This is a genomic window from Nonomuraea lactucae (assembly GCF_003313395.1).
Taxonomy (GTDB): Bacteria; Actinomycetota; Actinomycetes; order Streptosporangiales; family Streptosporangiaceae; genus Nonomuraea; species Nonomuraea lactucae.
In genome coordinates, this window is the sequence record NZ_QNFZ01001069.1 from 42,450 (window position 1) to 66,674 (window position 24,225).

24 protein-coding genes, 1 tRNA gene and 1 pseudogene are annotated in these 24,225 nt (G+C 63.4%); 16 read left to right on the forward strand and 10 right to left on the reverse strand.

The genetic code is table 11. The annotated features are described in order from the left end of the window. Positions 1-479: 479 nt before the first annotated feature. Positions 480-719 (reverse strand): DNA-binding protein, encoded by a 240-nt coding sequence (locus DQW85_RS45420; protein ID WP_162795893.1) that lies wholly within the window; start codon positions 717-719, stop codon positions 480-482. Positions 720-947: 228 nt separating this feature from the next. Between DQW85_RS45420 and DQW85_RS43800 the strand changes: the two genes are divergently transcribed. Genes DQW85_RS43800 through DQW85_RS45425 form a run of 3 tightly spaced genes read left to right on the forward strand, consistent with a single transcriptional unit; the run spans position 948 to position 5,700 of the window. Then, entirely contained in the window at positions 948-1,763 is an 816-nt protein-coding gene (locus DQW85_RS43800; protein WP_162795894.1) for a DNA-methyltransferase, read from the forward strand. Positions 1,764-1,781: 18 nt separating this feature from the next. Further along, positions 1,782-3,647: an AAA family ATPase gene (locus DQW85_RS43805; protein WP_162795895.1), complete on the forward strand. Its 1,866-nt coding sequence runs from the start codon at positions 1,782-1,784 to the stop codon at positions 3,645-3,647. Positions 3,648-3,669: 22 nt separating this feature from the next. Continuing rightward, positions 3,670-5,700 carry a hypothetical protein gene (locus tag DQW85_RS45425; RefSeq protein ID WP_162795896.1) on the forward strand — a complete coding sequence of 677 codons (2,031 nt, stop codon included), beginning with the start codon at positions 3,670-3,672 and terminating at the stop codon, positions 5,698-5,700. A gap of 40 nt (positions 5,701-5,740) precedes the next feature. On the opposite strand, the gene DQW85_RS45430 is transcribed toward DQW85_RS45425, so the two are convergent. The 3 genes and pseudogenes from DQW85_RS45430 to DQW85_RS43815 form a co-directional block, all read right to left on the reverse strand. Then, positions 5,741-6,727, reverse strand: coding sequence for a PGN_0703 family putative restriction endonuclease (locus DQW85_RS45430; protein WP_162795897.1), 987 nt, complete (start codon positions 6,725-6,727; stop codon positions 5,741-5,743). A gap of 339 nt (positions 6,728-7,066) precedes the next feature. Continuing rightward, positions 7,067-7,452 (reverse strand): annotated as a pseudogene (locus DQW85_RS47455) (NUDIX hydrolase); the annotation flags it as partial. A gap of 53 nt (positions 7,453-7,505) precedes the next feature. Continuing rightward, the gene (locus tag DQW85_RS43815; protein ID WP_113705641.1) at positions 7,506-7,748 is read right to left on the reverse strand and encodes a GntR family transcriptional regulator; all 243 of its coding nucleotides are present in this window, start codon (positions 7,746-7,748) and stop codon (positions 7,506-7,508) included. A gap of 220 nt (positions 7,749-7,968) precedes the next feature. Between DQW85_RS43815 and DQW85_RS43820 the strand changes: the two genes are divergently transcribed. Beyond that, the gene (locus DQW85_RS43820; protein ID WP_113705657.1) at positions 7,969-8,256 is read left to right on the forward strand and encodes a hypothetical protein; all 288 of its coding nucleotides are present in this window, start codon (positions 7,969-7,971) and stop codon (positions 8,254-8,256) included. Positions 8,257-8,451: 195 nt separating this feature from the next. Then, complete coding sequence (locus tag DQW85_RS43825) at positions 8,452-9,654, forward strand: helix-turn-helix domain-containing protein (RefSeq protein WP_113705642.1); 1,203 nt, start codon at positions 8,452-8,454, stop codon at positions 9,652-9,654. 180 nt (positions 9,655-9,834) lie between these two features. On the opposite strand, the gene DQW85_RS43830 is transcribed toward DQW85_RS43825, so the two are convergent. Then, on the reverse strand, positions 9,835-10,206 hold the full coding sequence (locus DQW85_RS43830; protein WP_113705643.1) for a GntR family transcriptional regulator: 372 nt from the start codon (positions 10,204-10,206) through the stop codon (positions 9,835-9,837). Positions 10,207-10,350: 144 nt separating this feature from the next. Here DQW85_RS43830 and DQW85_RS43835 point away from each other — a divergent pair, with 144 nt between their 5' ends. From DQW85_RS43835 to DQW85_RS43875, 10 genes are all read left to right on the forward strand, one after another. After that, on the forward strand, positions 10,351-10,680 hold the full coding sequence (locus DQW85_RS43835) for an SCO3933 family regulatory protein (RefSeq protein WP_240197808.1): 330 nt from the start codon (positions 10,351-10,353) through the stop codon (positions 10,678-10,680). Further along, the gene (locus DQW85_RS43840) at positions 10,673-11,998 is read left to right on the forward strand and encodes an FtsK/SpoIIIE domain-containing protein (RefSeq protein ID WP_113705644.1); all 1,326 of its coding nucleotides are present in this window, start codon (positions 10,673-10,675) and stop codon (positions 11,996-11,998) included. Before DQW85_RS43835 ends, DQW85_RS43840 begins: the two co-directional genes overlap by 8 nt. A gap of 26 nt (positions 11,999-12,024) precedes the next feature. Further along, entirely contained in the window at positions 12,025-12,696 is a 672-nt protein-coding gene (locus tag DQW85_RS43845; protein ID WP_113705645.1) for a DUF2637 domain-containing protein, read from the forward strand. An 11-nt stretch (positions 12,697-12,707) separates the two neighbouring features. Beyond that, positions 12,708-13,037: a hypothetical protein gene (locus DQW85_RS43850; RefSeq protein WP_113705646.1), complete on the forward strand. Its 330-nt coding sequence runs from the start codon at positions 12,708-12,710 to the stop codon at positions 13,035-13,037. A 12-nt stretch (positions 13,038-13,049) separates the two neighbouring features. Continuing rightward, positions 13,050-13,211 (forward strand): hypothetical protein, encoded by a 162-nt coding sequence (locus DQW85_RS45435; RefSeq protein ID WP_162795898.1) that lies wholly within the window; start codon positions 13,050-13,052, stop codon positions 13,209-13,211. A gap of 246 nt (positions 13,212-13,457) precedes the next feature. Beyond that, on the forward strand, positions 13,458-14,795 hold the full coding sequence (locus DQW85_RS43855; RefSeq protein ID WP_113705647.1) for a replication initiator: 1,338 nt from the start codon (positions 13,458-13,460) through the stop codon (positions 14,793-14,795). Further along, positions 14,782-14,973, forward strand: a complete 192-nt coding sequence (locus DQW85_RS43860; RefSeq protein ID WP_113705648.1) for a helix-turn-helix transcriptional regulator — start codon at positions 14,782-14,784, stop codon at positions 14,971-14,973. Before DQW85_RS43855 ends, DQW85_RS43860 begins: the two co-directional genes overlap by 14 nt. Beyond that, a complete protein-coding gene (locus tag DQW85_RS43865; protein ID WP_113705649.1) occupies positions 14,970-16,334 on the forward strand; it encodes a tyrosine-type recombinase/integrase in 1,365 nt (454 codons plus the stop codon). Before DQW85_RS43860 ends, DQW85_RS43865 begins: the two co-directional genes overlap by 4 nt. Positions 16,335-16,611: 277 nt before the next feature. Further along, positions 16,612-18,375, forward strand: a complete 1,764-nt coding sequence (locus DQW85_RS43870) for a hypothetical protein (protein ID WP_113705650.1) — start codon at positions 16,612-16,614, stop codon at positions 18,373-18,375. 2 nt (positions 18,376-18,377) lie between these two features. Then, positions 18,378-18,671, forward strand: coding sequence for a hypothetical protein (locus DQW85_RS43875; protein ID WP_113705651.1), 294 nt, complete (start codon positions 18,378-18,380; stop codon positions 18,669-18,671). A 6-nt stretch (positions 18,672-18,677) separates the two neighbouring features. On the opposite strand, the gene DQW85_RS43880 is transcribed toward DQW85_RS43875, so the two are convergent. From DQW85_RS43880 to DQW85_RS43895, 4 genes are all read right to left on the reverse strand, one after another. Next, positions 18,678-19,166, reverse strand: a complete 489-nt coding sequence (locus tag DQW85_RS43880) for a hypothetical protein (RefSeq protein WP_162795899.1) — start codon at positions 19,164-19,166, stop codon at positions 18,678-18,680. Positions 19,167-19,249: 83 nt separating this feature from the next. After that, entirely contained in the window at positions 19,250-19,513 is a 264-nt protein-coding gene (locus DQW85_RS46305) for a restriction endonuclease (RefSeq protein ID WP_205315840.1), read from the reverse strand. After that, on the reverse strand, positions 19,477-20,847 hold the full coding sequence (locus DQW85_RS47995; protein ID WP_205315839.1) for a restriction endonuclease: 1,371 nt from the start codon (positions 20,845-20,847) through the stop codon (positions 19,477-19,479). Before DQW85_RS47995 ends, DQW85_RS46305 begins: the two co-directional genes overlap by 37 nt. A 462-nt stretch (positions 20,848-21,309) precedes the next feature. Next, a tRNA-Arg gene (locus tag DQW85_RS43895) sits at positions 21,310-21,382 on the reverse strand. A 1,264-nt stretch (positions 21,383-22,646) separates the two neighbouring features. On the opposite strand from DQW85_RS43895, the gene DQW85_RS43900 reads away from it, so the two are divergent. Then, positions 22,647-23,648: a D-alanyl-D-alanine carboxypeptidase family protein gene (locus tag DQW85_RS43900; RefSeq protein ID WP_240197809.1), complete on the forward strand. Its 1,002-nt coding sequence runs from the start codon at positions 22,647-22,649 to the stop codon at positions 23,646-23,648. Between the two features lie 10 nt (positions 23,649-23,658). On the opposite strand, the gene DQW85_RS43905 is transcribed toward DQW85_RS43900, so the two are convergent. Next, positions 23,659-24,225: SAF domain-containing protein (locus tag DQW85_RS43905; protein ID WP_338043461.1), on the reverse strand; the 567-nt coding region annotated here is incomplete at its 5' end.

Genomic DNA, 24,225 nt, shown 5'->3' on the forward strand with positions numbered 1-24,225 from the left:
GAGTCTGACAAGCGCCCGTTCGGCCTGGACCAGGTCCAGGCCCGTCTCCCTGGATGATCCTGTGCCATACCTTGCTAGTCATGGCATTGCCTTCGGGTCAACCGCACTTGCCTCGACTCGTATGCAGGACATTTGGAATTTTCAACGCGAATGAAGCGAAGGGGTAAGGAGTGGGTCGCGAGGCCGCCCTGTCCCTGGCCAGCCCTTCGTCGATGTGCCGGACGGTCAGGCCGTCTGAGGCGCCGGCGCTGTACCTTCCCTGCTGTACAGCAGACCACAGCAACCCACGTATCCGGTGGCAAGCCGACCCGGAGCGCAGGGCCGTCAGGCCCGAGCACCGGAAGCGGTGCGGCAGCCAAGGTGTTGTACTACGGTGATCGCTTACCGAAGATCAGAGCGCATACGGGTACTCAGGAATGTCAGCACCTACGCGTACGGTCGTCAGCGTGAGACATAACTGGTGCGAGACAGCCCCCCTGCTAGGGGGCCGTCTTCGATGCGGGTGTGGGTGCAGTGTACTCTCGATGCTCGACAGTACGACCCGTCCGGTCGGCCCATGCGATCACTTCGCGGATGTCCCAAATGGCCCCGGCCTTCAGTTGAACAACCGGTTCAGGGAAGCCGACTTGGCGCATGCGCCACGCGTTGACGGTGTTCGCCTCCACGCCGAGAACCCAACCGACCTCCGCAGCTCCGGCGATGAACTCCGCCTCATCCATAAGGAGATCGTAACGGGCTCGTTTGGAGCTGTCTTCTGGACTGATCGCGCGTATGGGTAGCAAGCACCGTCGGAAATCTCTTACACTTGCCCGGGCAAGATAGCGCGACTAGGTTGGGAGACCGAAAAAGTGAGCGAAGCAGCCAGCAATGCAGGGCCTTCGGCTCTCCACGCTGCCGGGGAGCTGCACGGTAGAACTTGGTCTCTGTATCAAGGTGACTGCGTTGATGTGCTGCCTCAACTGGACAAAGAGTCCATTGACTGCGTTATCACGTCTCCGCCCTACTACTGGCAGCGAGACTATGAAGTCGATGGCCAGTTTGGTATGGAAGACACCATAGCGGGCTACGTTGACAACCTGGTCAGGACCTTCGCGGCGCTACGACCAGCACTGAAGTCGAGAGGTACGGTCTTTCTCAATCTAGGCGACACGTACTACAACGCCAAGGGTAGACCTCACGGCCAAGATGACAAGCATCGACGACGTCGTATGTCGAGGCTTCGAGCGGTAGATGGGCCCGGTCTTGGCTTGCCACGCAAATCACTGATTGGCATCCCATGGCGGGTTGCCCTTGCGCTGCAAGCTGATGGGTGGATCCTGCGGAGCGCGATCACCTGGGTTCGCAAGACGAGCATCCCCGAGCCCACCGCAAAGGACAGGCCCTGGCGTCAGTATGAGCTGGTCTTCCTGCTGACCAAGAGCGTTAAGTACGACTTCTACCGTGATGGCCTGATTGTGGATGAAGGTACCGAGAAGGAGCATCGAGAGGAGGATGTCTGGTTCATTGAGCCGGAGCGTAACTCCATCGCGAGGGGTACTCACTACGCTCCCTATCCGCGAGCACTCGTCAGGAGATGCATCGATGTGGGGTGTCCCGAGGGCGGTACCGTCCTTGATCCATTTGTAGGAGGGGGAACGACCATGTCGGTAGCCCTCGACATGGGACGAGGCGCCGTAGGTATCGAGCTCAGTGAGGAATTCTGCCAACACATTACGGATGTTCTGAGGGCAGAACCGGACAGGATCCCCACGGCGGAGTCGTGATCCACTAGTATCGCATGGGTGCCCTACCCGAGCATCGACCTACTCGCCGCAGCAGCCGACGGGCTCAGGGATCGTGATCCCCTTGCGGTCATCAGCATCCCAGCACTGCTTCGTGGAGCACGTAGATCAGGCATAGCGCCTACTGATCTACAAAAGTTCGGCTCCCGAGAAGAAAATGATATCCTTAATGCCTTCAAAGTCGGCGACGGCAGCAAGCCGTTTTTGGCAGTCTGGAATCAGCCCCCCCAAATGGTGAGGCGAGACTACTCTGGGTCTACCCTTCAAGCGAAGCGCACCCGAGACGCTCTGGGACGCGCGATCTTCTCGGACAGGGTAAATCCACAGACTAATAAGCGAACGCACTTCGGTCTTAAATCCGATGCAGGGATTGTTCTTGCGGCTGAACGCCCCAAGGTTCCCAAGATTTGCCTTGCCGCTTGGTTGGGGCGCAACGAAGACGTGACAGATATTAGCGATCTTCTGGACTGGTTCGATGATGAATTCCCTCTAGACGGCACCGACTTAGATGCCGTCTACACCAGCGATATCCCCGCAGAGATAGCTTCCCTCCAGCGACCACTCTCAGCCACGCTCCCGACGAACGAAGAGATCCTAGCGAGACTTGATGTGAAGGCACCCGTCACCTCAGTGCCGGAGACGGTGCTAGCTCAGGCAACGGCGGCAACTGTGCTAGATGACGATCTGGAATGGACGCGGGACGTCTGCGTCTACACCCTCAGAAATCCTAACCCGCAGGCCATAGCCGAGGAAGTATTGGCTGACCTGGAGCGCCGGAATATTGAACTTCCAGACGCGGCCCGGCTCGTTCGGCGCTGTGTGACGGCGCTTCTATTGGGACACCTCATTCTTCAGGGGCCTCCGGGAACGGGAAAAACAACTCTGGCACGCGCGCTGGCGCGAGGATTTCGGGCTCAACTCATTGAATCAACCGCCACCAGTGACTGGTCGCCCTACCACGTGGTGGGTGGACTTCGCCCTAATGCAGCCGGCGGCTTGTCTCCTTCCTATGGGAAGGTGGCAGAAGCAGCTCTGTCGTGTGCCGAGATAGTGCGCGATGCGGCGAACGCCGAAGCCGCGGACGTCGATAGAGATGACCCAGCTCTCTTCGACCTCGATAGCGTTGCTTCAACGTCGACTGGGGATCTTCAGGCAGCCTGGCTATTCATCGATGAGTTCAATCGAGCAGACATTGATAAAGCAATCGGTTCGCTTTACACGATGCTCTCCTCGTGCGATCCAGAACATCTGCGTGATACACCTATCGACCTGTGGTTTGAGACAACTCCGGGTCGGGGTAAACTGTGGGTTCCTGCCCGGTTCCGCATTATTGGCGCGATGAATGACCTTGATACGTCGTTTGTCAACCGAATCTCTCAAGGGCTGACTAGAAGATTCCAGTTCATTCATATAGGCGTACCAAAGGTCACGGGGACGGAGCAGGTCCCTATCAGCTCAGAGCTAGAAAGTGCATTCGCGGGTGCCTATGCATCGCTAGACAGGACGTATGGATCTGCTCTGACGCTACCCGTCGCTGAGGATCTGCGCTCAAAGCTAGACGCAGAACTTCAAATACTTCAAAGCGTGGTAGACCATCTTCGGAAGCCAAACAGCGGTGCAGGATGGCCTGTGGGCACCGCTCAAATCGTGGACGTGCTCAGAACTGTTCAGCTTCAGTCGGTCACAAATAATCCTGACGAACAACGTGAGGCTCTTGATTTTGCACTTGCAGATCTATTGGTCCCACAGATGAGCTTTATGGACGATGCCCAGTTCGAGTCATTCAGTGTGCTATTCGAGGAGCACAGCCTGGTTGCGGCTCACGATGCGCTTCGCCATCTCTTCAACCCTCACACCCTTAGCTGACTAGTTGAGGTGAGGCGCAGCAATGTCAGGTGCTTGGCTTGATCTCGATACTGATGGTGAGACTCTAGATGAAACCGAGGCTAGAGGGGGCGCCCTAAGCGCTGTAGGCCGCAAGGCTGCAATTGCCGCGACGTTGCCTCTGCTAGGTCTCTATTTCACTTCAGGGAAACAACCACTCACTGTATCTCCAACGCTGGGAAAAGCGGCGAGCGGATTGTTGCTCCACGAACTCCTAGCGGGCTTGCAGCTCCGCGTTGCTCTTGCTGCTGCGGCACGCCTTGAAATCATCCTTTCCCGGATATCTGAGCGACCCACCTTTCGCTATCAGTTGACGTCACTTGAGTCAGTGGGCGCGATAACGGGTCAACTAGATGTCAATCGCTACACGACGAGTTTCGGAGCTGTAGCAGAGGCTCCGATCTATCCTGTCATCCATGTTGAGCGAGCGCAGGAGACAGCGGAGAATGTTCTTGTTGCGTACGCGGCTCTTTGGCTGCTTAGGGAGCTACAAAGTTCGTATCGATCCAGCGTTGCGCCGGCCACTGCGCCAGAAGCACAGGAATACGGCCGCAGGACGCGTGCGCTAGACGAACTTCTCCGTCTTCCGTGGCTTGCAGGCTGTATTCGTAAGGCTGACGAAGTTAAGCGGCGCCAAGATGAGCATGCTCTCATTGCGGCAGCAAAATCTCGGTTGCGGCGTCGTGAAATTGCGAATGCCACGCCATACCGTGAGCTTGTGGACTGGATAGAGCGATCACTCGAAGGACAACCAGCGGCAGAATCGGGTGACTTGGATTGGTCTTTCTATGGAGATCGATTCGATACTAAACTGTTCGAATTGTGGTGCCTCCATACTCTTGCTCAGGAGGTCTCCCGCCAGTTGTGTGTCAACATGCCGACGGTGCACCTGAGCTGGCGCAGCGGCGATGCAGCTTACAAGTGGGAACGTCCAGCTGGTACCCTTACCCTCCATTTTCAGCGCTCTATATCAAGCATATCCTCAGAGCACAAGCCTGAATGGCGCCGCCAAGAAGATAATCAACGCTCGTTGGGTGGCATTCCTGACATCGTGGCCCACGCGATTAAGCGTTCTGATGGTACAGAACACATGGCTATCATTGATCCTAAGCTACGACAAAGAGGTGGTCCTCCCACGGAGGAGCTCTATAAAGTGCTGGGCTACCTGAGCAACCATTCCTTGATGTCTTCACCTCGTGGTGCGATTCTTTACCACACCACGGCGGCCGAAGGTGAGCTTCCGAGCTATTCCTACGAAAGGCATGGAGCGTCAGGCGCCCTCCACGCGGTTGCGCTAAATCCCGCTAGACCCATCCAATCGCGGAGTGCCGTTGGGCCAGTTGCAACGATGCTTCTCGGCCTCCTGGATATCCCGCCTCTTCTTGCTTCTGTTGACAAAGAACCGATCGCCGACAACGACTCAGAAGCCTCGGCCGAAGTACAGGTAAGGGCGCGGTCCCTTGAGTTGCAAGCCTTGGCTGCCGCAATGCCGAAGAGCTTGCTTGATGCTTCAAAGCGTAGGCTAGAGACGGTCATTGGTAAGGGACGTTGGACTGTACTTACAAGCGAAATCCAGACCATGCTCGCTACATCGGAGCATGTGGGGTTCTCGCTTGATCCAGCCGCTGATTTTTCAGGCCCTGTGATAGGAATCTGTGCAAGCGCGGAAAATATTCTCCATGACTATATTTTTGGCCCTGCTATCGCACATAACACTCAGCTGGGTAATGGATGCAAGACGCTCGGGCAGGTTATACATGCGACTCTAAGAGCGTTGAACAACGGTAATGAGGCGCTTCATCAGGCCATCCTGGCTCAACTAAACAGGATGAATGTCGTACATTCGACTGCACAACAGCTCATGCAAGACTTGGCGAATATGAATAGGCGATACCGAATTCCAGCGGCTCACCGCGATCTGGTCAGTGAGGCAACATGGCAAGCAGCCTGGAATGTCTTGATTGGACCTACAGGCCTGCTTGCACGAGCAGTTGACGTGCTGATACTAGGAACTCCGCCTAGTGCGAGCCCGTGATTTTCCTTTTCAATATCTGCGATTTATTGTATTTTCGATTCTAGGTTCGTTTTCCATGGGAGCGGTATTCGTTCCACAAGGCCTGACTTGCAGTGTAGCCGATATAGCGCAAGCGCAGCTCGTCTGCAATTCGGTGTTGCTCTGCCTCGGTGGCGCTATCTTTCATGGCCTTGAATAAGGTGTCGAGAGGGATAGAGAGGAGGAGGTGTTCATCGCGGAGAAGCTGACGATAGCCGTCAAGGACATCCTTTGCTGCCTGGTCGTCCGGATGATGAATTAGGATCATGAGCGGTGGGCCCTGTCCGGGACTGTGGTCATATGCAATGGCAGCCCCAAGTGCATGGCATCGAAGTAGTTGATTGACGCGTCGGCTTCTGAATAGCGGATTTGAGGTATCCCAAAGATTTGACCGGTCGGCCAGCGCAATATACTTGGGACGTAGAGCAGGGTCAATGTGCCGGCTGTTGAAGCGGTCAATATACTTGACCTCCATGGAGATCGGCATGATATCGGTGTTAGTCTCTGCAATTATCCATGCATCGAGGATTGTGCGATCTCCTAGAAGCTGAATCCTTTGCTTTGGCGCGTACTCAATCTGTGGACCTATGATGCGCTTGATCGGCTTCTTGAGCAGGATGGCGTAGACTCTAGTCATCCAATCTTGGTGCGCCGCCATCGACCCGAAAATGTTTATGGTCATGGCCTGGCTTGATGTCAGATAACTTGTGCAGCGGACCGGGTCTACCCCCCATCCGTTTTGTCGCCTCTCAAGATAGAGTTGCTGGCTGTGATCTGAGATAAAGTTTTTTCCCGCCAGAGAATCCTCCGGGGCAAGGATGCTTCCAAGATGGCAACCGTTATTTGCTTCAGAAGTTCGTCCGTAACGTTCTAGCCCCAACACATAATACCGGTACCAAGATTGATGAAACCGTGCTCGGGCTGCAAATAGCGATTCTGATTGACGCTGGGGGCCGATTAGCATGAGCTGTCGTTCCAGCTCGCTGGGTTGATCTCGTGGAGGTGTCATGGGTTTCCTTGACTGTCGAGCGGAGAGCAAGTGTCCGGCTTCGTCGGCCTTGCGCTATTCGATAGGCGTTTGTATCGCTATCCGCTTCGCCGTGAGCTAGCGCGTGGGCGTTGCGGGCCGCGACCGGCCGAAGAGCCGCAGCGCGGCCCGTGACCGCCCGGACGCGCGGCAGTCCGCCGCAGGCGGACTGCCCTTGAAGTCGTAGTACTCATCCAAACGACGATCGTGGCTGTGACCTGGTGCTTTGCCTCGCCGCTGGTGCTCCGGACTCGGTTGGTGCATGTCACCGAATCGGAGCAGCGGACTGCAGTCAGCCGATCTGCGGAGTCTGGCGGCCGTCTGCCTGAGGTAGTGGCCGATGCGCAGGCTCACGGAGCGATCCATCCGGTAGTTCGTGAGCTCATTCCGCGGCACCCAGCGGACTTCGCGGGACTCCGTGCTTGGTGTCGGCTCGCTGGCTACGGCTGGGGTCGCTGTAGGTCCCGACGAGTCCGGTGATCTCGCAGGTGATCACGGTCTCCTCTAGGGTCTCGCGGATGGCGGCCTCGGGGATGGACTCGCCGAGATCGATGCCTCTCCCGGGGAGGGCCCACTTGTCGTTGTTCGGAGCGGCGGATGAGGAGGACGTATCCGACCTCGTTTGTGACCACGATGTTGACGGATAGAGCCAGGCTGTTGGCAGCCAGCGCGTTGGCGTCGTCGTAATAGTCGATCCGGCGGGACACGAGCGGGGAGCCCATCCGGGTGCCAGTCCTCGGCGCCGGAAGATCTGGGCTTGTCAGTCCTCGGTCTCGGATTCAGGGCTGACGATCGAGCCCTTGCCGGGCTTGGTGATGATCAAACCCTGGGCCCTGAGGGCTTCCATGGCCTTGCGCACGGTGACCCTGGCGACGTCGAACTCCTCCTGGAGCTTCACTTCGGAGATAAGCGTGAGGGGCGGATAGGTGCCGTCCTTGATGCGCTCGGCCACGATGTCCGCGATCTGCTCCCACTTGTAGAGCCTAGGGTCCCAATCGATCACAAGACGACTCTAGGTAGGACCCTACGTGCGAACATAGAACAGCAATTCCTAGGAATGGTGTAGACAGGTTAAGACAGGTTGGCCTACGGTAGGGGCATGGCGTCGGTGAGCGAAGAGCACGAGCCTCTCCGGGTGGGGCTCGAGGTGCAGCACCGCGACCACGGTCGGGATGGTGGTGTTGCCGGCGGTTCGCTCGCTGGCGCCGTTTGACGGTGGGCCGATGAGTGAGCTTGTCCCGTTTCACGGTATCCATCCGATCGCGGCCTGTGCGGGGTGCGGGCGGGTGTCGTGGTTCGAGTCGCTGCCCCGTGCTGAGCGGGTACGGGTACGCGCTCACACCTGCGAGTGCCTCGCGACGACCTACGAGCTGTGCGCGGCCGGTGGCCTGTTCTTCGTCCGCCGCACCGACCGCGGTTATGCCACGCCGGAGGTCATGGAGAGCACGTGGATGACCATGCGCGAGACCGAAGTGCTGTGGCTGCGACTCGTGAACGGTCTCGCGAGATAGGAGGGCTGCACACCGTGCACGGCGTGTCGCGCATTCCCGTGCACGATTAGCAACATCTTCATCACTCTGTGTTTCCGCAGGTCGACGGTCGGCCTGCGTTTCCGCATGTCCGCGCACTGGCAGTTTTTCTGCCAGTGACCTGCTCCACCCGCCTTATCGTCGAGGCAAGCGACGACGAGTAGGAGGGCGGAACACGTGGCAACCGAGCACCTCACCCAGGGCCAGCGCATCGCGCGGGCACGTCACCGCAAGGGCTGGGATCAGGCCACCCTCGCCGAGAGAATCGGTCGTTCCGTCTCCTGGCTGTCGAAGGTGGAGAACGGGCGGCTGCCGCTCGACCGGATGAGCGTGGTCGGCCAGCTCGCCGAAGTCCTTGGCGTGGAGGTGGCCGAACTCACCGGCCAGCCGTACCGGCACGAGAGCGCCGACCTCGACTCCGGGCACGCGGCCACCCCCGCGCTACGGCTCGCACTCCAGCAAGCCACCATGCCTGGCGGGGCCGCGCTCCTCAGCGGCCGGCAACCGCGGACCCTGGACGAGTTGGAGGCGAACGTCAAGCTCGCCGAGCAGCTCCGCCAGGACGCCAAGTTCACCGCTCTGGGCGATGTACTGCCGAGCATCATCAACGATCTCACCCTGATCACCGCCGACTCCTCAGCAAACCACGACCGGGCTGAGGCGCTGATGCTGCGGGCGTGCCACATGGCGCGCGTGTCCTCCAACCTCCTGGGTCATCACGATCTGGGATGGACGGCAGTACAGCGGGAGCTCGTCGCCGCGCAACGGGTCGGCTCGCCGGACCTGGTGGCTGCCGCGAGCTGGGACCTGTGCGGGGTCTGGCTGCACGAGGCACAGCTCGATCCGGCCAAGAGCGCGGCGCTGTCGGCGCTCGACCAGATCGAACCACATGTGGGGGAGAACGACACGATCAAGGCGATGTGGGGTGCGCTGCACCTGCGGGCCGCCGTCGCCTACTCCCGGCTGTGGGATCCGAGAGAGGTCGAGAGTCATCTTGAGGAGGCCCGGCGGGTCGCCGAGAGCCTCCCGAGAGACGGGAACGTCTTTCAGACCCAGTTCAACCGGGTCAATACCACCATCCACGCCGTAGAAGTCAGCATGGAGCTGGGGCGGCCCCGTGATGTGATCACGCGGGCAGAACACGTAGAGATCGCCGAGATCGCCTCGTCCGAGAGGCAGGCGCATTACTGGACCTGCACAGCAGCGGGATACCACATGAATCGCAAGGACAACGAGGCGGTGGACGCGCTGCTGCGCGCGGATCGCATAGCACCCCAGCATGTCCGCAACCGCCCAATGGTCCGCAACATCGTGCGTGACCTCAGAGACAGCGGGCCGCTTCTTGCCAACGCGAGCTGCTCAACCTCGTCAAGGCGATGAGGCTGCCCTGACCGAACCTACGGTGAGCCATCCCGCGCAACGGCTCCCCCATCTATCAGACACCCGGAACGAATGGGGAAGTATTCGTGGGTCTCAATGAGATCGAACGACAGATCTTGATGCGTGAGCTCGCGGAGATTGCGGCCGACCTGGCCGACCTTCAACGGCGCGCGGTCGAGATCACTGCTCGGATCGAGTCCGAGCGTCTAGCTCATCCAGCCTGACCGTCAGCTTCTCCATGTGCTGGCGGATCTCGCGCAGCTGATCGGACAGGATGCGGAACTCCTCGCTGTGCTCGTCGGCGGGGGCCGGCATCTCGCCTTCGGGGGTCCGGATGACGAAGCTTCCGGCCCCCTGGCGGGTCTCGATCAGCCCTTCCTCGCGCAGCACAGCGAGGGCGTTTCCGATGGTCATCATGGCGACGCCGTACTGCTCGGACAGTTCGCGGGCTACGGGGAGCTGCTCTCCCATGGCATACCGGCCGGACGCGATGTCGCGCCGGATGTCCTCGGCGATCCGCAGGTATGGCCGGCGCCGGTCAGTAGGTGCCATACCCCCACAGTATCGGTTCTAGATGCCTAGGTCTCCAGGCAACTTGTAACAAGCTCGTGAGGCAACGCAGCAAAATGGGTTTGCAGAGCTAGATACCTAGGTATCTTTGTAGGTGACACAGTAACTACTCAAGGAGATCACTCCATGCGCACCGTCCCCATCCCTGTGGACACCAGCAAGCTCACCATCACCTGCGTCAAGGCCCCGCGCCCGCGGGTGCTCAACAAGGACACCGGCGAGATCAAGACCGACAAGAACGGCAACACCGTCTACGAGGTGACCGTGTCGGTAGAGGACGAGTTCGGCCGGATCGAACTCGTGAAGATCGGCATCACCGGTGAGCCGCCCATCAAGGCCGGCGACGCCGTCAACGCGGTCGGCCTGCTCGGCTACGTCTGGGAGATCGCCGGACGCTGGGGCATCTCCTACCGCGCGACCGCCCTGCTCCCGCTGCAGGAGGCCGCCGGTGTCTGACCAGTTCTACGCGGTGCTCGGGGTCCTGGCCGCTGTCGCGGCCGGGCTCTGGGCCTGGCGCCGCTGGCACTACCCGTCGTTCTGGCTGGTGGTCGGCTATCCGCTGATGGCGCTCAGCGTCCACGCGTCCTGGCGCAAGGTCGCCCTCGGCTGCGGGCTGACCAAGAAGCGGCAGCGCTGGTGGTTCACCACCGTCCCCGGTCTCATCTCCTCGACCGGCATCGTCCGGGTCAAGCGCCGCTTCCAGCGCGTCGCCGTCGACACCAAGCCGTTCATGTGGCTGCCCAAGCCCACCCGGTACGGCTGGCGCGTCACCATCCACACGCTCGAAGGGCAGATCCCCGGCGACTACGCCGACGCCGCCGAACGCCTCGCCCACTCCTGGGGCGTCCACGCGGTCAGGGTCTCTTCTCCCCGTCCGGGCCGGGTGGTGCTGGCGGCGACGATGCGTGATCCGCTGGTGAGGGTCGATGACTTCCCGGCCTCGACCGAACTGCTCAAGGTGACCGTGGGCCGTCTGGAGACCGGCGGCCCGTGGGTCATCGATTTCCGCATCGTCCCGCACTGGATGAATGCCGGGGCAACACAGTCCGGCAAGTCCAACCTCGCCAACGCTCTGGTGCAGGGCCTTGCACCCCAGCCGGTGGCGCTGGTCGGGTTCGACCTCAAAGGCGGCGTGGAGTTCACGCCCTACTCGTCCCGGCTTTCCGCGCTCGCCACGACCCGCAAGGAGTGCGTCGGCCTGCTGGAAGACCTGGAAGGGCTGATGGCCGACCGGATGACGCTGTGCCGCACGACTGGCGCCCGCAACATCTGGCAGCTACCGGACGACCTGCGGCCCGTGCCTGTTGTGGTCCTGGTCGACGAGCTGGCCGAGCTCTACCTGATGGCCGACAAGTCCGAGAAGGACGAAGTCGCCAAGTCCTCCACCGCGCTCCTACGGGTGGCGCAGCTCGGGCGGGCCTTCGGGATCTACCTATTCTGCTGCGGCCAGCGGATCGGCTCCGACCTCGGCCCCGGCGTCACCGCGCTGCGCGCGCAGTGCTCCGGACGCATCTGCCACCGGGTCAACGATCCGGAGACCGCGACCATGACCCTCGGCGACCTCGACCCCGCCGCACTCGACTCCGCCCGCGCCATCCCGGCCGAGACTCCCGGAGTCGCGATCGTCGCCTCCCAGGACGGCCAGTGGTACCGGGCTCGCTCCTTCTACGTCACCGAGCAGGCCGCCGAACACGCTGCCCGCATCCATGCCCACCTCGCACCGTCCTGGGACGAGGTCATCGCTACCCAGCCACACGAATCGTCCGCCGCCTGACTGCACTCACGAAGGGAGGGACAACGATGCGACACCTCGCCGCCTGGTTTCTGGACACCGGCCCCGTTCTCGTCCTGGCCCTCATTGCGGGCGCGGGCTCGTTCGCCCACATTCGCGACACCGCCGCCGAGCACGGCCAGACCGGCTGGATGGCCTGGGCCGTCGCGGTCTGCATCGACCTCACCTGCGTCATGGCCGCCCGCGAACGCCAACGCGACAAGAAGACCAGCCGAGGACGGCTCGGCCTCGTGTCCTGGCCCGTTCTCGTCCTGACCGGCGGCATCGTCCTGTCCCTGGCCGCCAACCTGGCACAGGCCGAAGCGACCGCCTGGGGCTGGATCACCGCGGCGACGCCTGCGGGCGCGTTCCTCGTCGCTGTCTCGATGCTCGAACGGAGGGCTTCCGCCCCTCGTCCGCAGGACATCCCGCAGACGTCCCCGGTCACGGTGTCGGCGTCCCCGGCCGTCGCCGAGACGTCCTCAGCGGTCCCGGACCGTCCCGCTCTCGTCCCCGCCAGCGAGGACGGCCAGGACGACGGGCCTGCACCTGACCCGGCCCTGGTCGACTACGCCCGGCGCGTAGCCGACGAGCACACGGCCAAGCACGGCAAACCGATCACCCGCGACCTGCTCCGCGCCCGCCTGGGCGTGTCCAACCAGCTCGCCTCCGACCTGCTCCGCATCCTGCGAACCGCCTGAAGGGATCACCCATGCACGACGACTGCAGCGCCCTCATCACCGGACTGCGCGCCCTGGCCGCCTTCCTGGAGGCCAACCCCGAGGTTCCTGTGTTCATGCCGAGGACCGTCCTCCACCAGTTCCCCAAGCACGGCTCCGACGCCGAGATGTGCGCCCAGGTCGACAAGGTCGCCGCCCTGCTCGGTACCGAGATCGACTCGCACCTCAGCCCGTACGGCCACTACTCCACCGGCCTCGACTTCGGCCCCGTCCGCTACGACTACACCGCCATCCTCGGCGCCGCCCGCGCCCGCCACGCCACCGACGACAGCTACCGCGGCTGCATCGACCCCGTCGTTTAGGAGGAACCCAGCATGCGCATCCGACTCGAAGGCAACCGCGCCGAGATCGCCCTCGGCATGATCCACCTGCGCGAACTCTTCACCGTCACCGCCATGTCGCGCGCCTACCCCGACCGCGCGCGACCCCGCAACTACCGCGTCTACGTCACGATCATCCCGCGCAAGGTCCGGTGACCGGCATGGACGAGCTGACCATCCGCTACCGCTGCTGCACCTGCAACGGCACCGGGCTCGACGGCGACCGCGACACCTGCCGCGACTGCCACGGCACCGGCATCGACAACTACGGCGCATAGCTCGCCGGACCCCCTCACCTGGCCACACAACCGCCAAGTTCCGCGCCAGGTGAGGGGCCATCCCACCCCAGAACATCCGGATAGGACGGAACCCATCTTGCCCCACCCACACGCCATAGCCGGGATGATCACCCGGCTCCACGACTCGAACTACGACCGCTGGGCCGCGCAGATCAAGCGCACCGGTGGCTGCCGCCAGCCCATCCACCTGCGCGGCAAGGTCGAGCACTACGACCGCGCCACCGGCCAACTCCTGCACCGCTACAGCACCCGCAAAGAGCCGGACGGCGTGCTGCGGGTGTCGTGCAAGACCCGCCGCGCCTCCCGCTGCCCCGCCTGCGCCGAGACCTACCGCGCCGACACCTACCAACTTGTCCGCGCAGGCCTGGTCGGTGGCAAGGGCGTCCCGGAGACCGTCAGCACGCACCCATGCCTGTTCGTCACTCTGACGGCTCCCTCCTTCGGGGCCGTGCATGTCCGGCGTGAGAAGAACGGCAAGGTCCTGCCCTGCCACGCCCGCCGCGACGCCGAGACCTGCCTGCACGGACATGTCATGACCTGCACGGCACGCCACGCAGCAGACGACCCGCGCCTCGGCGAACCGCTCTGCGCCGAGTGCTACGACTACGAGGGCTCGGTGCTGTTCAACTCCGTTGCCCCCGAGTTGTGGCGGCGCTTCACCGAAGCCCTCCGCCGGCGCTTTGCCCGAATCTCCGGCCTCAACCTGCAGGAACTGCGCGAACAGCTCACAATCTCCTTCGCCAAGGTCGCCGAATACCAGCGGCGTGGAGTCGTCCACTTCCACGCCGTCATCCGCCTCGACGGCCCCACCGGTCCGGCCTCCCCGCCGCCGGCCTGGGCCACCGCCGACGCCCTGGAACAGGCCGTCCAGCACGCGGCCGGGGCGATAACCGTCGAGGTCGAGCCGCTGGCCCGCGTCTTCCGCTGGGGCACCCAGCTCGACGTCCGGCCCATCACCATGAACGGCGAACTCACCGAACAGGCCGTCGCCGCCTACATTGCCAAATACGCAACAAAGGCAGCCGAGTGCGTCGGCACGCTCGACCGACGCATCCACACCCTCGACGAACTTGCCCTGTACCCGCTCCGTGAGCACGCCCGCCGCCTCATCGCCGAATGCCTCCGCCTGGGCGCCCTCGACGACCTGGTCGACCTCCGCCTCACCAAGTGGGCTCACATGCTCGGCTTCCGCGGCCACTTCTCCACCAAGAGCCGCCGCTACTCCACCACCCTGGGCGCCCTCCGCGCCGCCCGCGAAGAACACATGCGCGGCGAGGACATCACCACCGGCCGTCTGCCGCTCTTCGAAGAGGACACCATCCTCGTCATCGCCCACTGGGAGTACGCCGGAAAGGGCCTGTCCCTCGGAGACCAGGTGCTCGCCGCCATCACTGGTACTCGCCTCGCTGGCTGGGGGGTGGACCTGGATGAGCAGGCGTGACGAGCTGCTGACCGTTCCTCAGGTCCTCGATGAGCTGGGCGGAGTTTCCCGCCGCACCTTCTACCGGTGGCGCGAACTCGGCCGGGCACCCGAGTGCATCCGGCTTCCCAACGACGAACTCCGTGTCTGGCGTAGTGACCTGCTGGCCTGGCTCGAGTCGCGACGGGAGGCGGTGTGAACACCACCTATGACGTGAAGCTCGGCGGAGTTCAGCATCGTTCGGACCGGGATACCCCCACTTACATCGCCCGCTGGAAGGTCGCGGGCAAGGCGAAGTCCAAGAGTTTCCGAACCAAGGGCCTGGCCAACGCCTTCCTGTCCGACCTACGCCAGGCGGCCAAGGTGGGGGAGGAGTTCGACATCACCACCGGCCTGCCGGTGTCAATGCTCACGTCCAAGTCCTCCGGCCCCACATTCCTGGAGTTTGCCCAGTCCTACATCCTTCGCCGCTGGCGCACCTCGGCACCTCGGACGCGAGAGACGGACGCGTACGCGCTCCTGTCGCTGGTTCCCGCCTTGACGGCTGACGTGCCGGCTCCGCCCAAGCTTGAGGAACTGCGGGAGGTCCTCAAGGTTCATGTGCTCCTTCCCGCGGATCGACGGGCGGAGCTGACCGCGGCCCAGGCTGCGACCTTGAGGTGGCTAGAGAAGGCTTCGCTTCCCCTGACGGCGTTGGGCGATGCGGCGGTTCTCCGTGGCGCGCTCGACGCCATCTCGGCTACCTTCGCTGGCGGCCCAGCGGGGGCGAACACGGTACGGCGTAAGCGGGCCGTGCTCCATCACCTGCTGGAGCACGCGGTAGAGCAGAAGGTGTTCGCCTCCAACCCGCTCAACGAGATCAAATGGACTGCGCCCAAGGCCGTCACGGTCGTGGATCCCCGTACCGTGGTCAACCCAACGCAGGCGAGGCAGCTCCTCGACGCCGTGTCGATGGTGGGTCGCAAGCGGGGATCCCGGCTCAAGGCGCTGTTCGGCTGCATCTACTACGCCGCGCTTCGGCCGGAGGAGGCTGCGGATCTCCGAGCGAACAATTGCACCCTGCCTGAATCGGGATGGGGTCTGATCGTCCTGGAGCGGGCGCGGCCCCAGAGTACGAAGCGATGGACGAACTCCGGCGAGACCCACGAGTCCCGGAGCCTGAAGCACCGGGCGGACAAGGAAACGCGAGAGATCCCGATCCCGCCGGTTCTGGTCGCGATGCTCCGCGAGCACATCGCCGAGTACGGCACAGCCAAGGACGGCAGGGTCTTCTGTACGGGCACGGGAGGTGTCTACTCCAGTTCCGCGTACTCCTATATCTGGCACGAAGCCCGGAAGCTGGCTCTGACCCCCGCGCAGGTGGCCTCGTCGCTCGCCGCTCGGCCGTACGACCTCCGCCACGCGGCGGTGTCACTCTGGCTCAACGCCGGCGTGCCAGCCCCTGAGGTTGCCAAGCGCGCTGGGCATGGCGTTGACGTTCTGCTTCGGGTCTACGCCAAGTGCATGGACGGTCAGCAGGAGCAAATCAACGGAAAGATCAACAGCGCTCTCGACGTGTAGATATGCCCGCTCCAGGCCCCGGCCATGGCTGGGGCCCGGAGTTCTGCCGCTTTATGGTCTTCGCCGGGTCGTACGGCGCGTTGCCGGACGGCTTCCGGTCGGTCTGGCCTCGACAAGAAGCCGGACACTGAGGCCAAGTTGGCTTACATCAAGACTTACTGCGACTAATCGTCATACACAAGCGATTCCGCTTCTTTATGAAAATGTATTACGTGTTTACCCGAGACGTCCGATGTGCTTGACTCGCGCCCTGTAGCCAACCCTCCGGGAGGGGGCAATGGGGGAGTTCGTCGGGATCGATCCCCTCGGCGCAGAGAAGCTTATCCGCCAGATGGAGGCCGGGAAGGACGTCCTGGGCAGGGCACGCCCAGGGCTCGAAGCGGCGATTGCCGAGGCTGGCGAGGACTGGGTTGGCCGTGGGGGCGTCACGGCGATGAACCGCACCTGGGCGTTCTTTCACGAGTCCCAGCAGGACCTCAAATGGCGCGTCGACACCATCAAGCGGTTGGTGCCGACGCAGCTGAAGGGCATGCTGACCACGATCTTCCCCTTCAGCAACGGGGCAGAGGCGGCGCGCGCGGCCAGGAAGGACGCTGATGCCATCGCCGCAGCGCTCAAGTACCACGACCAGTACCTTTCCGGACCAAGCTGGAACGGGGTGGAGAAGGCCCTGGGGGCGCTCAAGGGCAGGGCCGACGACCCGACCTACGCGGCGGCGCTGCTGGCCGCCCTCGGCCCGACGACGTTCCAGAAACTGTTCCGCGACTGGATGAACACCGAGGCCGCCGGGGTGCGCAGAGGTCTGACCCCGGACGCACTCAAGCGAGCCGGCGACTCTTCGCCAGGTCTGCTGGCCAGGGCGTTCGCCAGTGCGGAAAGCTCTGGGCGGCTCGGGGGCGAGTGGCAGAAGATGGTGGAGACTGCACCATCGGACATCCTGACGACCCTGGTCGCGCTGGCCCCGCAGTCCGGCACCTTCCTCAACCGGGTGGCGACCAACCTGCTGAACCGCCCGCCGAACTCGGATGCGTATCCCACGGACCCCAACTGGAGTCTGTACAACCTGGTCAAGGCGTACGAGGCGAATCCGGAGGCGTTCCAGCGGCTTCTGGCCGAGCATCAGAAGGAGGCCGGCGTTCTACTGAACGCCTACACCGTCACAACGACCGGTGTCCCCGCCTACGAGGAGGCGTTGGCGAAGGCGCTACACGGGGCGTTGAAGCCAGGCGCCGGGGCGGACGACATGCGGGAGCGGGCCTGGATCGCCGTCATCAACGGCATTGGGTCTGAGCACAGTCTCTGGGTCGGCGGCGACATCGGGACGTTCTCCAACTCGCCCGTCAGCCGGATGCTGGCCAAGGACATCGCGCCCATCCTCGACAAGCTCGCCCGGGGCCAGGCTGAGCGCAACTCGCCGGAGGTGCCCTATCTGGAGCCCAGAGCGCCATGGGACAAGCTCGACCCCACCGTGAGCGCCCGGTTCCTCGGCGCGCTGATGCAGGACTCCGCCGCGGCCGATACCTTGATGAAGGCGGGCCACGATTACACCAACGAACTGGACATGGGCCGGTTCCATCCCCTCGACCCAGATCTTTACGGGCGAGAGGCGCACGCTAACCTCGCTGCGCGGACGGGGGCGTTGGCGAACCTACTGCTGGCCGGCTCGACATACGCCGAGTGGAGCGACGACGAGTACGCCGACCGAATAGCCGGCTACATCCTCATGCCCGTCGACTTCTTCAACAACAAGTACCTGCCCATCGACAGCGCGCTCGTGTCCACCGGCAAGGACAAGGGACTCGATGACGCCAAGGGCGTCATGAAGGACATGATCACGGATTACCTCGACCAAAAGACCCCCGACAACGCCGAAGCGATCGCCAATAAACTGGTGGAACAGCAGGTGGGCTTTCTGGCCGAGTCGCTTAAGGCTCACGGGCAGATGCCGCTCGCCGCAGCGGACAGAGCCTTGATGCGAGACACGATCAAGGGCCGCCTTATAAGCGCCCTGGTCCAGGCGCTGAAGATACGGGGTGGTTGAGCATGCCCATCAGACACCAACTGCTCCGTGAGGCGGCCGAAAAGGAGGCGCTGGCCTCTACTTTCACCAGGTACGCCAAGACCTTGGCCGACGCGTTCAATGGCATCCCGGAGAAGCCAAGCGACAGCGAGCCCTTCTGGAAGGGACCCGCCTCAGAGCAGTATCTCACGCATGCTGTCCGGCTGAGACGTGAGATGAGCGACTTAGAAAACTCGTGCCTGACCACCGCTGAGAATCTCCGCCGCCGAGCTAGACAGCTCCGCGAGGAGGCCGCGCAGGTGCCTGATCCCACGTGAGCGCGTTCAGCCTGTGCGTGGGTAGCACTCCGTCTTGCCGATGATCACAAGGTTGGGAGTCTCTGACAGGCGCCCGAGGAGCACGAAGGTCAATTTAGCTTCCTCGTGGAGGGCCACCGTAACGCCCAACTCGTCCTCCAAGAGGTCGAGTTCGTCCACGGCCTCCCGATAGCCCATGGTTTCGAGCTTGCCTTTCAGCAGTCCGATGCGGCTGAGCGGATCCTGCTTGGCTGGATCCGCAAAGTTACCCTTGGCCACGAAATACCGCTGCACCTCGCCCGGAGTGCATGAAGTTGTCCGGTCCTTATCGGCGCGCTCTTTCGTCAGCCCGGTCAGGTCCGTCTCCATCATGGACACCAGCGCGTCCCCATCGCTCACGAGCTGTCGCGTTGCCTCCGCCAGCGTCGGGCGCTCCGACTTGCCCGAGCAGCCCGTGAGGACCGCGAAACAGACAAGTAACGCGGCAACTGCTGTCGAAGATGCACCCAGGCGCACGATCGGACCTTATCTGAGACGACTCCGCTCGTACATCCGATTCATCTCACCCATAGCGAGCTGCGATACAGAGGGGGGCGACGTTAGACAACAGGGCCGGGCCGCCCGGATTGTCTATTGCTGGACGGTTTGGCCTGCCGTGGGGGCGTGGTACCTGGGATGACGTCGATGTTCAGGTGCTTTTTGATGAGGTGCTTGAGCTCGGCGCCGTTGATGAGAGTGATCCTGTTGCGCTGCGCGAACTGCTCGCTGGCTCGGCCGAACCACGAGGTGGTGACCAGGACGCCCGTGGTCGCGTTATGATCGGCCATCACGCCGGTGAGTGCGTGAACGGCTTCCAGTCCCACCAGTCCTGACCATCGCTTCGCCTGGATGAGGCAGACGCCGCCGAAAAGAGGTTGTCGCTCGTAGCCACGGCGTCCACGCCGCCGTCCTTCGATGGGATGGTCGTCCATGCTTCGGCGCCCATAGCTACGAACAGTTCTCTCACCAAGTGCTCGAACTCGGTCGGTGAGAGCTTGAGTAGGTTACGGCGTGAGTCGAGCCCCGACACGACATCCATGTCCTCCGAAAACCGGAAACGCTTGAGGTCGAATGTGATGAACGGCTCGATGGCTTCGAGGTCGTACGGGTTCGGCGAGACGAGAGCGTTGAGGCGCTTCAGGCATGCCACCGGGTTGACGTCGGCCAGGACAAGATCTTCGAACTGCGCCCGCTCGGCCTCGACGCTCAGCAAGTGGGGACGCACTTTCTTACCTGTCGCCTGATCGGTGGTGTTGAGGCGGCCATTGAACACGATCGCCTCAACGAGATCGCTTGGCGTTGAGGTGAAGATCTCGTGAAGCGTACGGAGCGCCACGCAGGCAAGCAGCTTGGTGTACCTCTGCCTGACCTCCGTCTGCGGCCGAGGGACCGGGTCGATGTCATCTCGGCTCTTCACGTACTTGTACGCACGAACATTGGGCACGACACTCTGCGGCGGCAGCTCAAATTCGACGACGAGGTCACGGTTCTCGGGCCGATACGCCACCTGGAAAAGCTTGGGGAAGCCCTTCGGATAGGTCGATCGCTCTAACGCCTTCGTCGTAAACCACTCCAGAGCTTCCGGCCGGCCGGCATCGAAGTCAGCGCGTATCTGGTTGAGCCGAGCGTTGGCTTCAGCGACCTTCTTCTGCTCCGCGGCCATCTGGCGGTCGTAGGCACTGCGAGCGGCGTTCAGCCCGCGCAACCGCTGCTCCTCGCGCTGCTGGTAGTGGGCCATCGCGCTGTCGTAGCGTCCGCGTGCTTCGGCCAGAGCGCGCTCGTAGCGCGTCTGACCTCCGAGAATCTTGCCGAGACTGGATGGCTGCGATGGCTGGTACGCCGCCCAACTAGGGGCAGGCTCAGGCGTAGTCAGGCGGCGCTCTGGCTCGAACGGCCGTACGGAGCTGGCAACCCGCATTTGATCGAAGGACAGGGGACGCACTTGAAGTGCCGCGAGCAGGACGTTGTCCAGTCCCTCCATGCGCTTCGCGACCTCGGCCGTCTTCTGTTCTGCCTTGGCCTGTTGCCGTTCCAGGTGTTGTCGCTGGCGCTCGCGTTCCCGCTCCTTGGCGAGTCTCGCAGCCTCGCGAGCCTGCCGTTCGGCTTCGCGGCGAAGGGCTGCCTGGTGCCGTTCCCACTCGCTACGACTACCCGCCACTTGATCAGCCCTCCGCTCGACACCGAGACAACCCGACACAGGCCAAACCAGTCGGCGGCTGGTTCGCGGCCCACTGTGACGTTGAGTTCAGATTAGATCGACTGCTCGTGTTCGTCATGGGCCTCAGCAGGAGCATGTACGCGTGCCAACGTTCGTCAACTCGGATGGCTGCCGTGTCAGCTAGGAGGATGGGGAGCGAACACGTCACAGGGATCAGCGTGAAGGTGGGACTGCTCTGCAAGACTCGTTGCCAAGCCGTCCCTCTCAGACCGACGAATGGTTCGTGACCTACAAGGGCCTCGACGTGCGAAAACGCCCACAAGATCATCCCCCATATGTCCCCTGGTCATGGTCCTACCGCTGCATACGGGTGCCGTCGGCGGCCTATAGCGGACCTGGGAAGCAAAAGACCTGCGGCCAAGAAACCGCAGGTCAGAGGGCGAAATGCCTGGTGGAGATGAGTGCCCCCGGCAGGATTCGAACCTGCGGCACCCGCTTTAGGAGAGCGGTGCTCTATCCCCTGAGCTACGGAGGCGGACTCCCGTAAGCCTAGCGAAAGTGCGGCACTGCGTGGGACGTCGGGGCGGGGTGAGTTTGGTGGGGTGGGTCATGGGTGCTCTGAGCTGCGGTAAAGGGATGTCTGCGGGCTGGGTTTCGGGTGGTGGGCGTGGCTAACGTCGGTGCGGTGAGCAGGAGGCGGCGGCGGGAAGCGCATCGGCGGCCCGTGGTGTTGTGTGCGGCGTTGATGGCGCCTGTGATCTTTGCTGGGGGGTTGCTGGCGGGGGAGATCACTGGGTATGAGCGGGCGGCCTTGAAACGGGGGATTGCAACTCGGGCTGAGGGATCGGTGGGGTTTGGGCCGGTTCTGGTGCCGGCGCCTGCGCGGGCTCATGTGGTGTATGGGGCGTTTGTGCCCTCGCCTTCGCTTCCTCGTGCTGCGCCCGCGGCTTCAGGGCCGGCTGCGAGTGCTTCCGTGCCTCCGTCTGGGTCTCCGGCTGTGACTGGGAGTCCGTCGGCTGCCGTGTCGGCGTGGGGGGATGAGAGGAGGCGGGAGAGGGGGACGGCTTCCGGGGGTGAGCGAGCTTCTGGGCCTGGGGGGCTTGTGGAGCGGCGGAGTCGAGTGGCGGGGAGTGCTCGGGAGGAATGTGCGGGGGAGTGGGTGGACACGTGGTTGTGGGAAGTGTGCCAGCAGCAGGAACGCCACCGGGTGGGTGAGGGGGCGACTGACGGCGGTGACGCCTTGTCGGGTGCCGGTGCCGGTGCTGGTGCTGGGGTGGGGGACTCGCGGCGACGGGTGGGCTCTGCTTGGTGATGATGGCGCTCCCTCGTGCGCCATCCGGGTCTGTCTCCGGTGGCGGGCCTAGGGGTCCTACGTGGGCCACCATCGCGTGCTGGCTTTGGGTTGTCGGCTCTGGGGGGCTGTGGTGAGGGACAAGGGAGCTTGTTCAGGCGCCTGGGGCCGGGCCGGCTGTGGTCGATTCAGGGTGGGTGGTGAGGGGTTTGGTGGGTGGGCGAACCGGTGGAGGGGTGGGTCGCGTACCAGGTGGTGTGGTGCGGTGGGTGGGGCTGGATGTGGTTAATCGTACAAACGGCTCGTTTGTGTCATAACGGCTCGCTGGAGTTCGGTCCGGGCACTCCGGGGGCTGTAGTAACGTGCGTGCCGGACCCAGGTAACGAGTGTGCAAACGGAGGAGTCGGACGTGCCATCCCCTCGATCAGCGGGCCTGATCGCGGTCGTCATGGCGGTGACTTCTCTGGTCGCGGCACCCGGGCGGGCGAGTGCTGATGCAGGTCAGAGGGTGTGGGTCGCCGAGGGCGCGAAGGTTCGGGGTAAGGATCCGGCGAATCTGACCGAGCTGCGCAGGGAGGCCGAGAAGGCCGCCAAGGAGCTTGAGGAGGCGACCAAGGCGCTGGAGAAGCGGCGGGCTGACATCGCCGCCGCCGAGAAGGCGTTGAAGGGGAAGCTTCAGGCGCTGCACGAGTCCGAGCGGCAGCTGGCCGAGAGCCGGCGGCCGGTGTCGCAGATGGTTGAGCTGATCTACCAGCAGCCGATCGTGGGCAACGGCATCGCGCCGTTCGTGTCGGGTGATTCGGACGCCGGCACGTTGCGGGCGATGGCCAACGTGAGCCACATGGTCGATGTCAAGCAGCAGGCCGTGGAGCAGATCGCTGCGCTGGCCAGGGAGTCGCAGCGGCTGGCGGCCGAGGCGCAGGAGATCCGGGCGGGCAACCTGCTGGCCGAGGCGCAGATGTCGGCCGAGGTGGACATGCTCAGGCAGCGGTCCGAGAAGGTCGTCAGGTCGCTGACCGCGGCCCTGGTGAAGCTGGGGATCAAGGTGGACAAGGTGGGGCGGGCGGCGCTGAGCTGCAATCCGCTGCGCGCCGCGACGGCGAACGATTATCCGAACGGTCTGATCCCGAAAGTCATGCTCTGCCCGTTGCAGCAGCAGGGGTTCAGTCTGAGGGCGGATGCCGCCATCGCGTTCGTGAGCCTGAACGAGGCCTTCCGGCGGCGCTTCGGCAGGCAGATGTGCGTGACCGATGCCTATCGGAGCCTGGCGGCGCAGCAGTCGATCTACTATCGGCGGCCGGGGTTCGCGGCCGTGCCGGGGCGGAGCAACCACGGGCTCGGGCTGGCGGTGGACCTCTGCGGCGGGGTGGAGAGGTTCCGGTCGGTGGAGTTCGTCTGGATGGAGAAGAACTCAAAGAGGTTTGGGTGGTTTCATCCGGATTGGGCGTATAGCAGTCCGTTCGAGCCTTGGCACTGGGAGTACGACCCGAAGATCGACTCTCTGTTGTAGAGTCCCCAGGTCAGGCGGGGTTGATGGTGATCGAGAGGTGGCCGCTTGCCTGGGCCGCGGCCAGTCGGCCTGCCTGGGCCGGGGTGGCGGCCAGCACGATCAGGGCGCCGTGGTCGTGGTCGGTGGTGCGCGGGACGGTGATCACCGTGACGTGGTCTGCGATCAGTTGGGCCGGTTGGCCCTCCCAGGCGACGAGTACGCCGATCGTCGAGCCGGGTGAGATCAGGGCGGCCACGTCGGCGTCCGCGATGCGTATCGGGGTGGCGACGGTGCCCGCGGGCAACTTCTGCGAGTCGAGGAGGCGCGCGTCGGTGAGGGGCTCGCCGCGGCGCATCGGGCTCGCCAGGACGCGGCCCACCGCGCCCGAGCGGATCGCTCCGTCGGGAGGGTGGTTGAGGGAGACCGCGCGCAGGTCGCCGGCGTGGAGGACTCCGGGGCTGAGGTCGTGGGTGGCTACGAGGACTGGAGGGCCTGGGGTGGGCCGTAGGGCCAGGTAGCCCAGGAAGACGGCCAGCCCTGCCAGGGCGGCCGCGAGCGCGCGGAGGGGGCGGCGACGGCCGAGCCTGCCGCCCAGCCC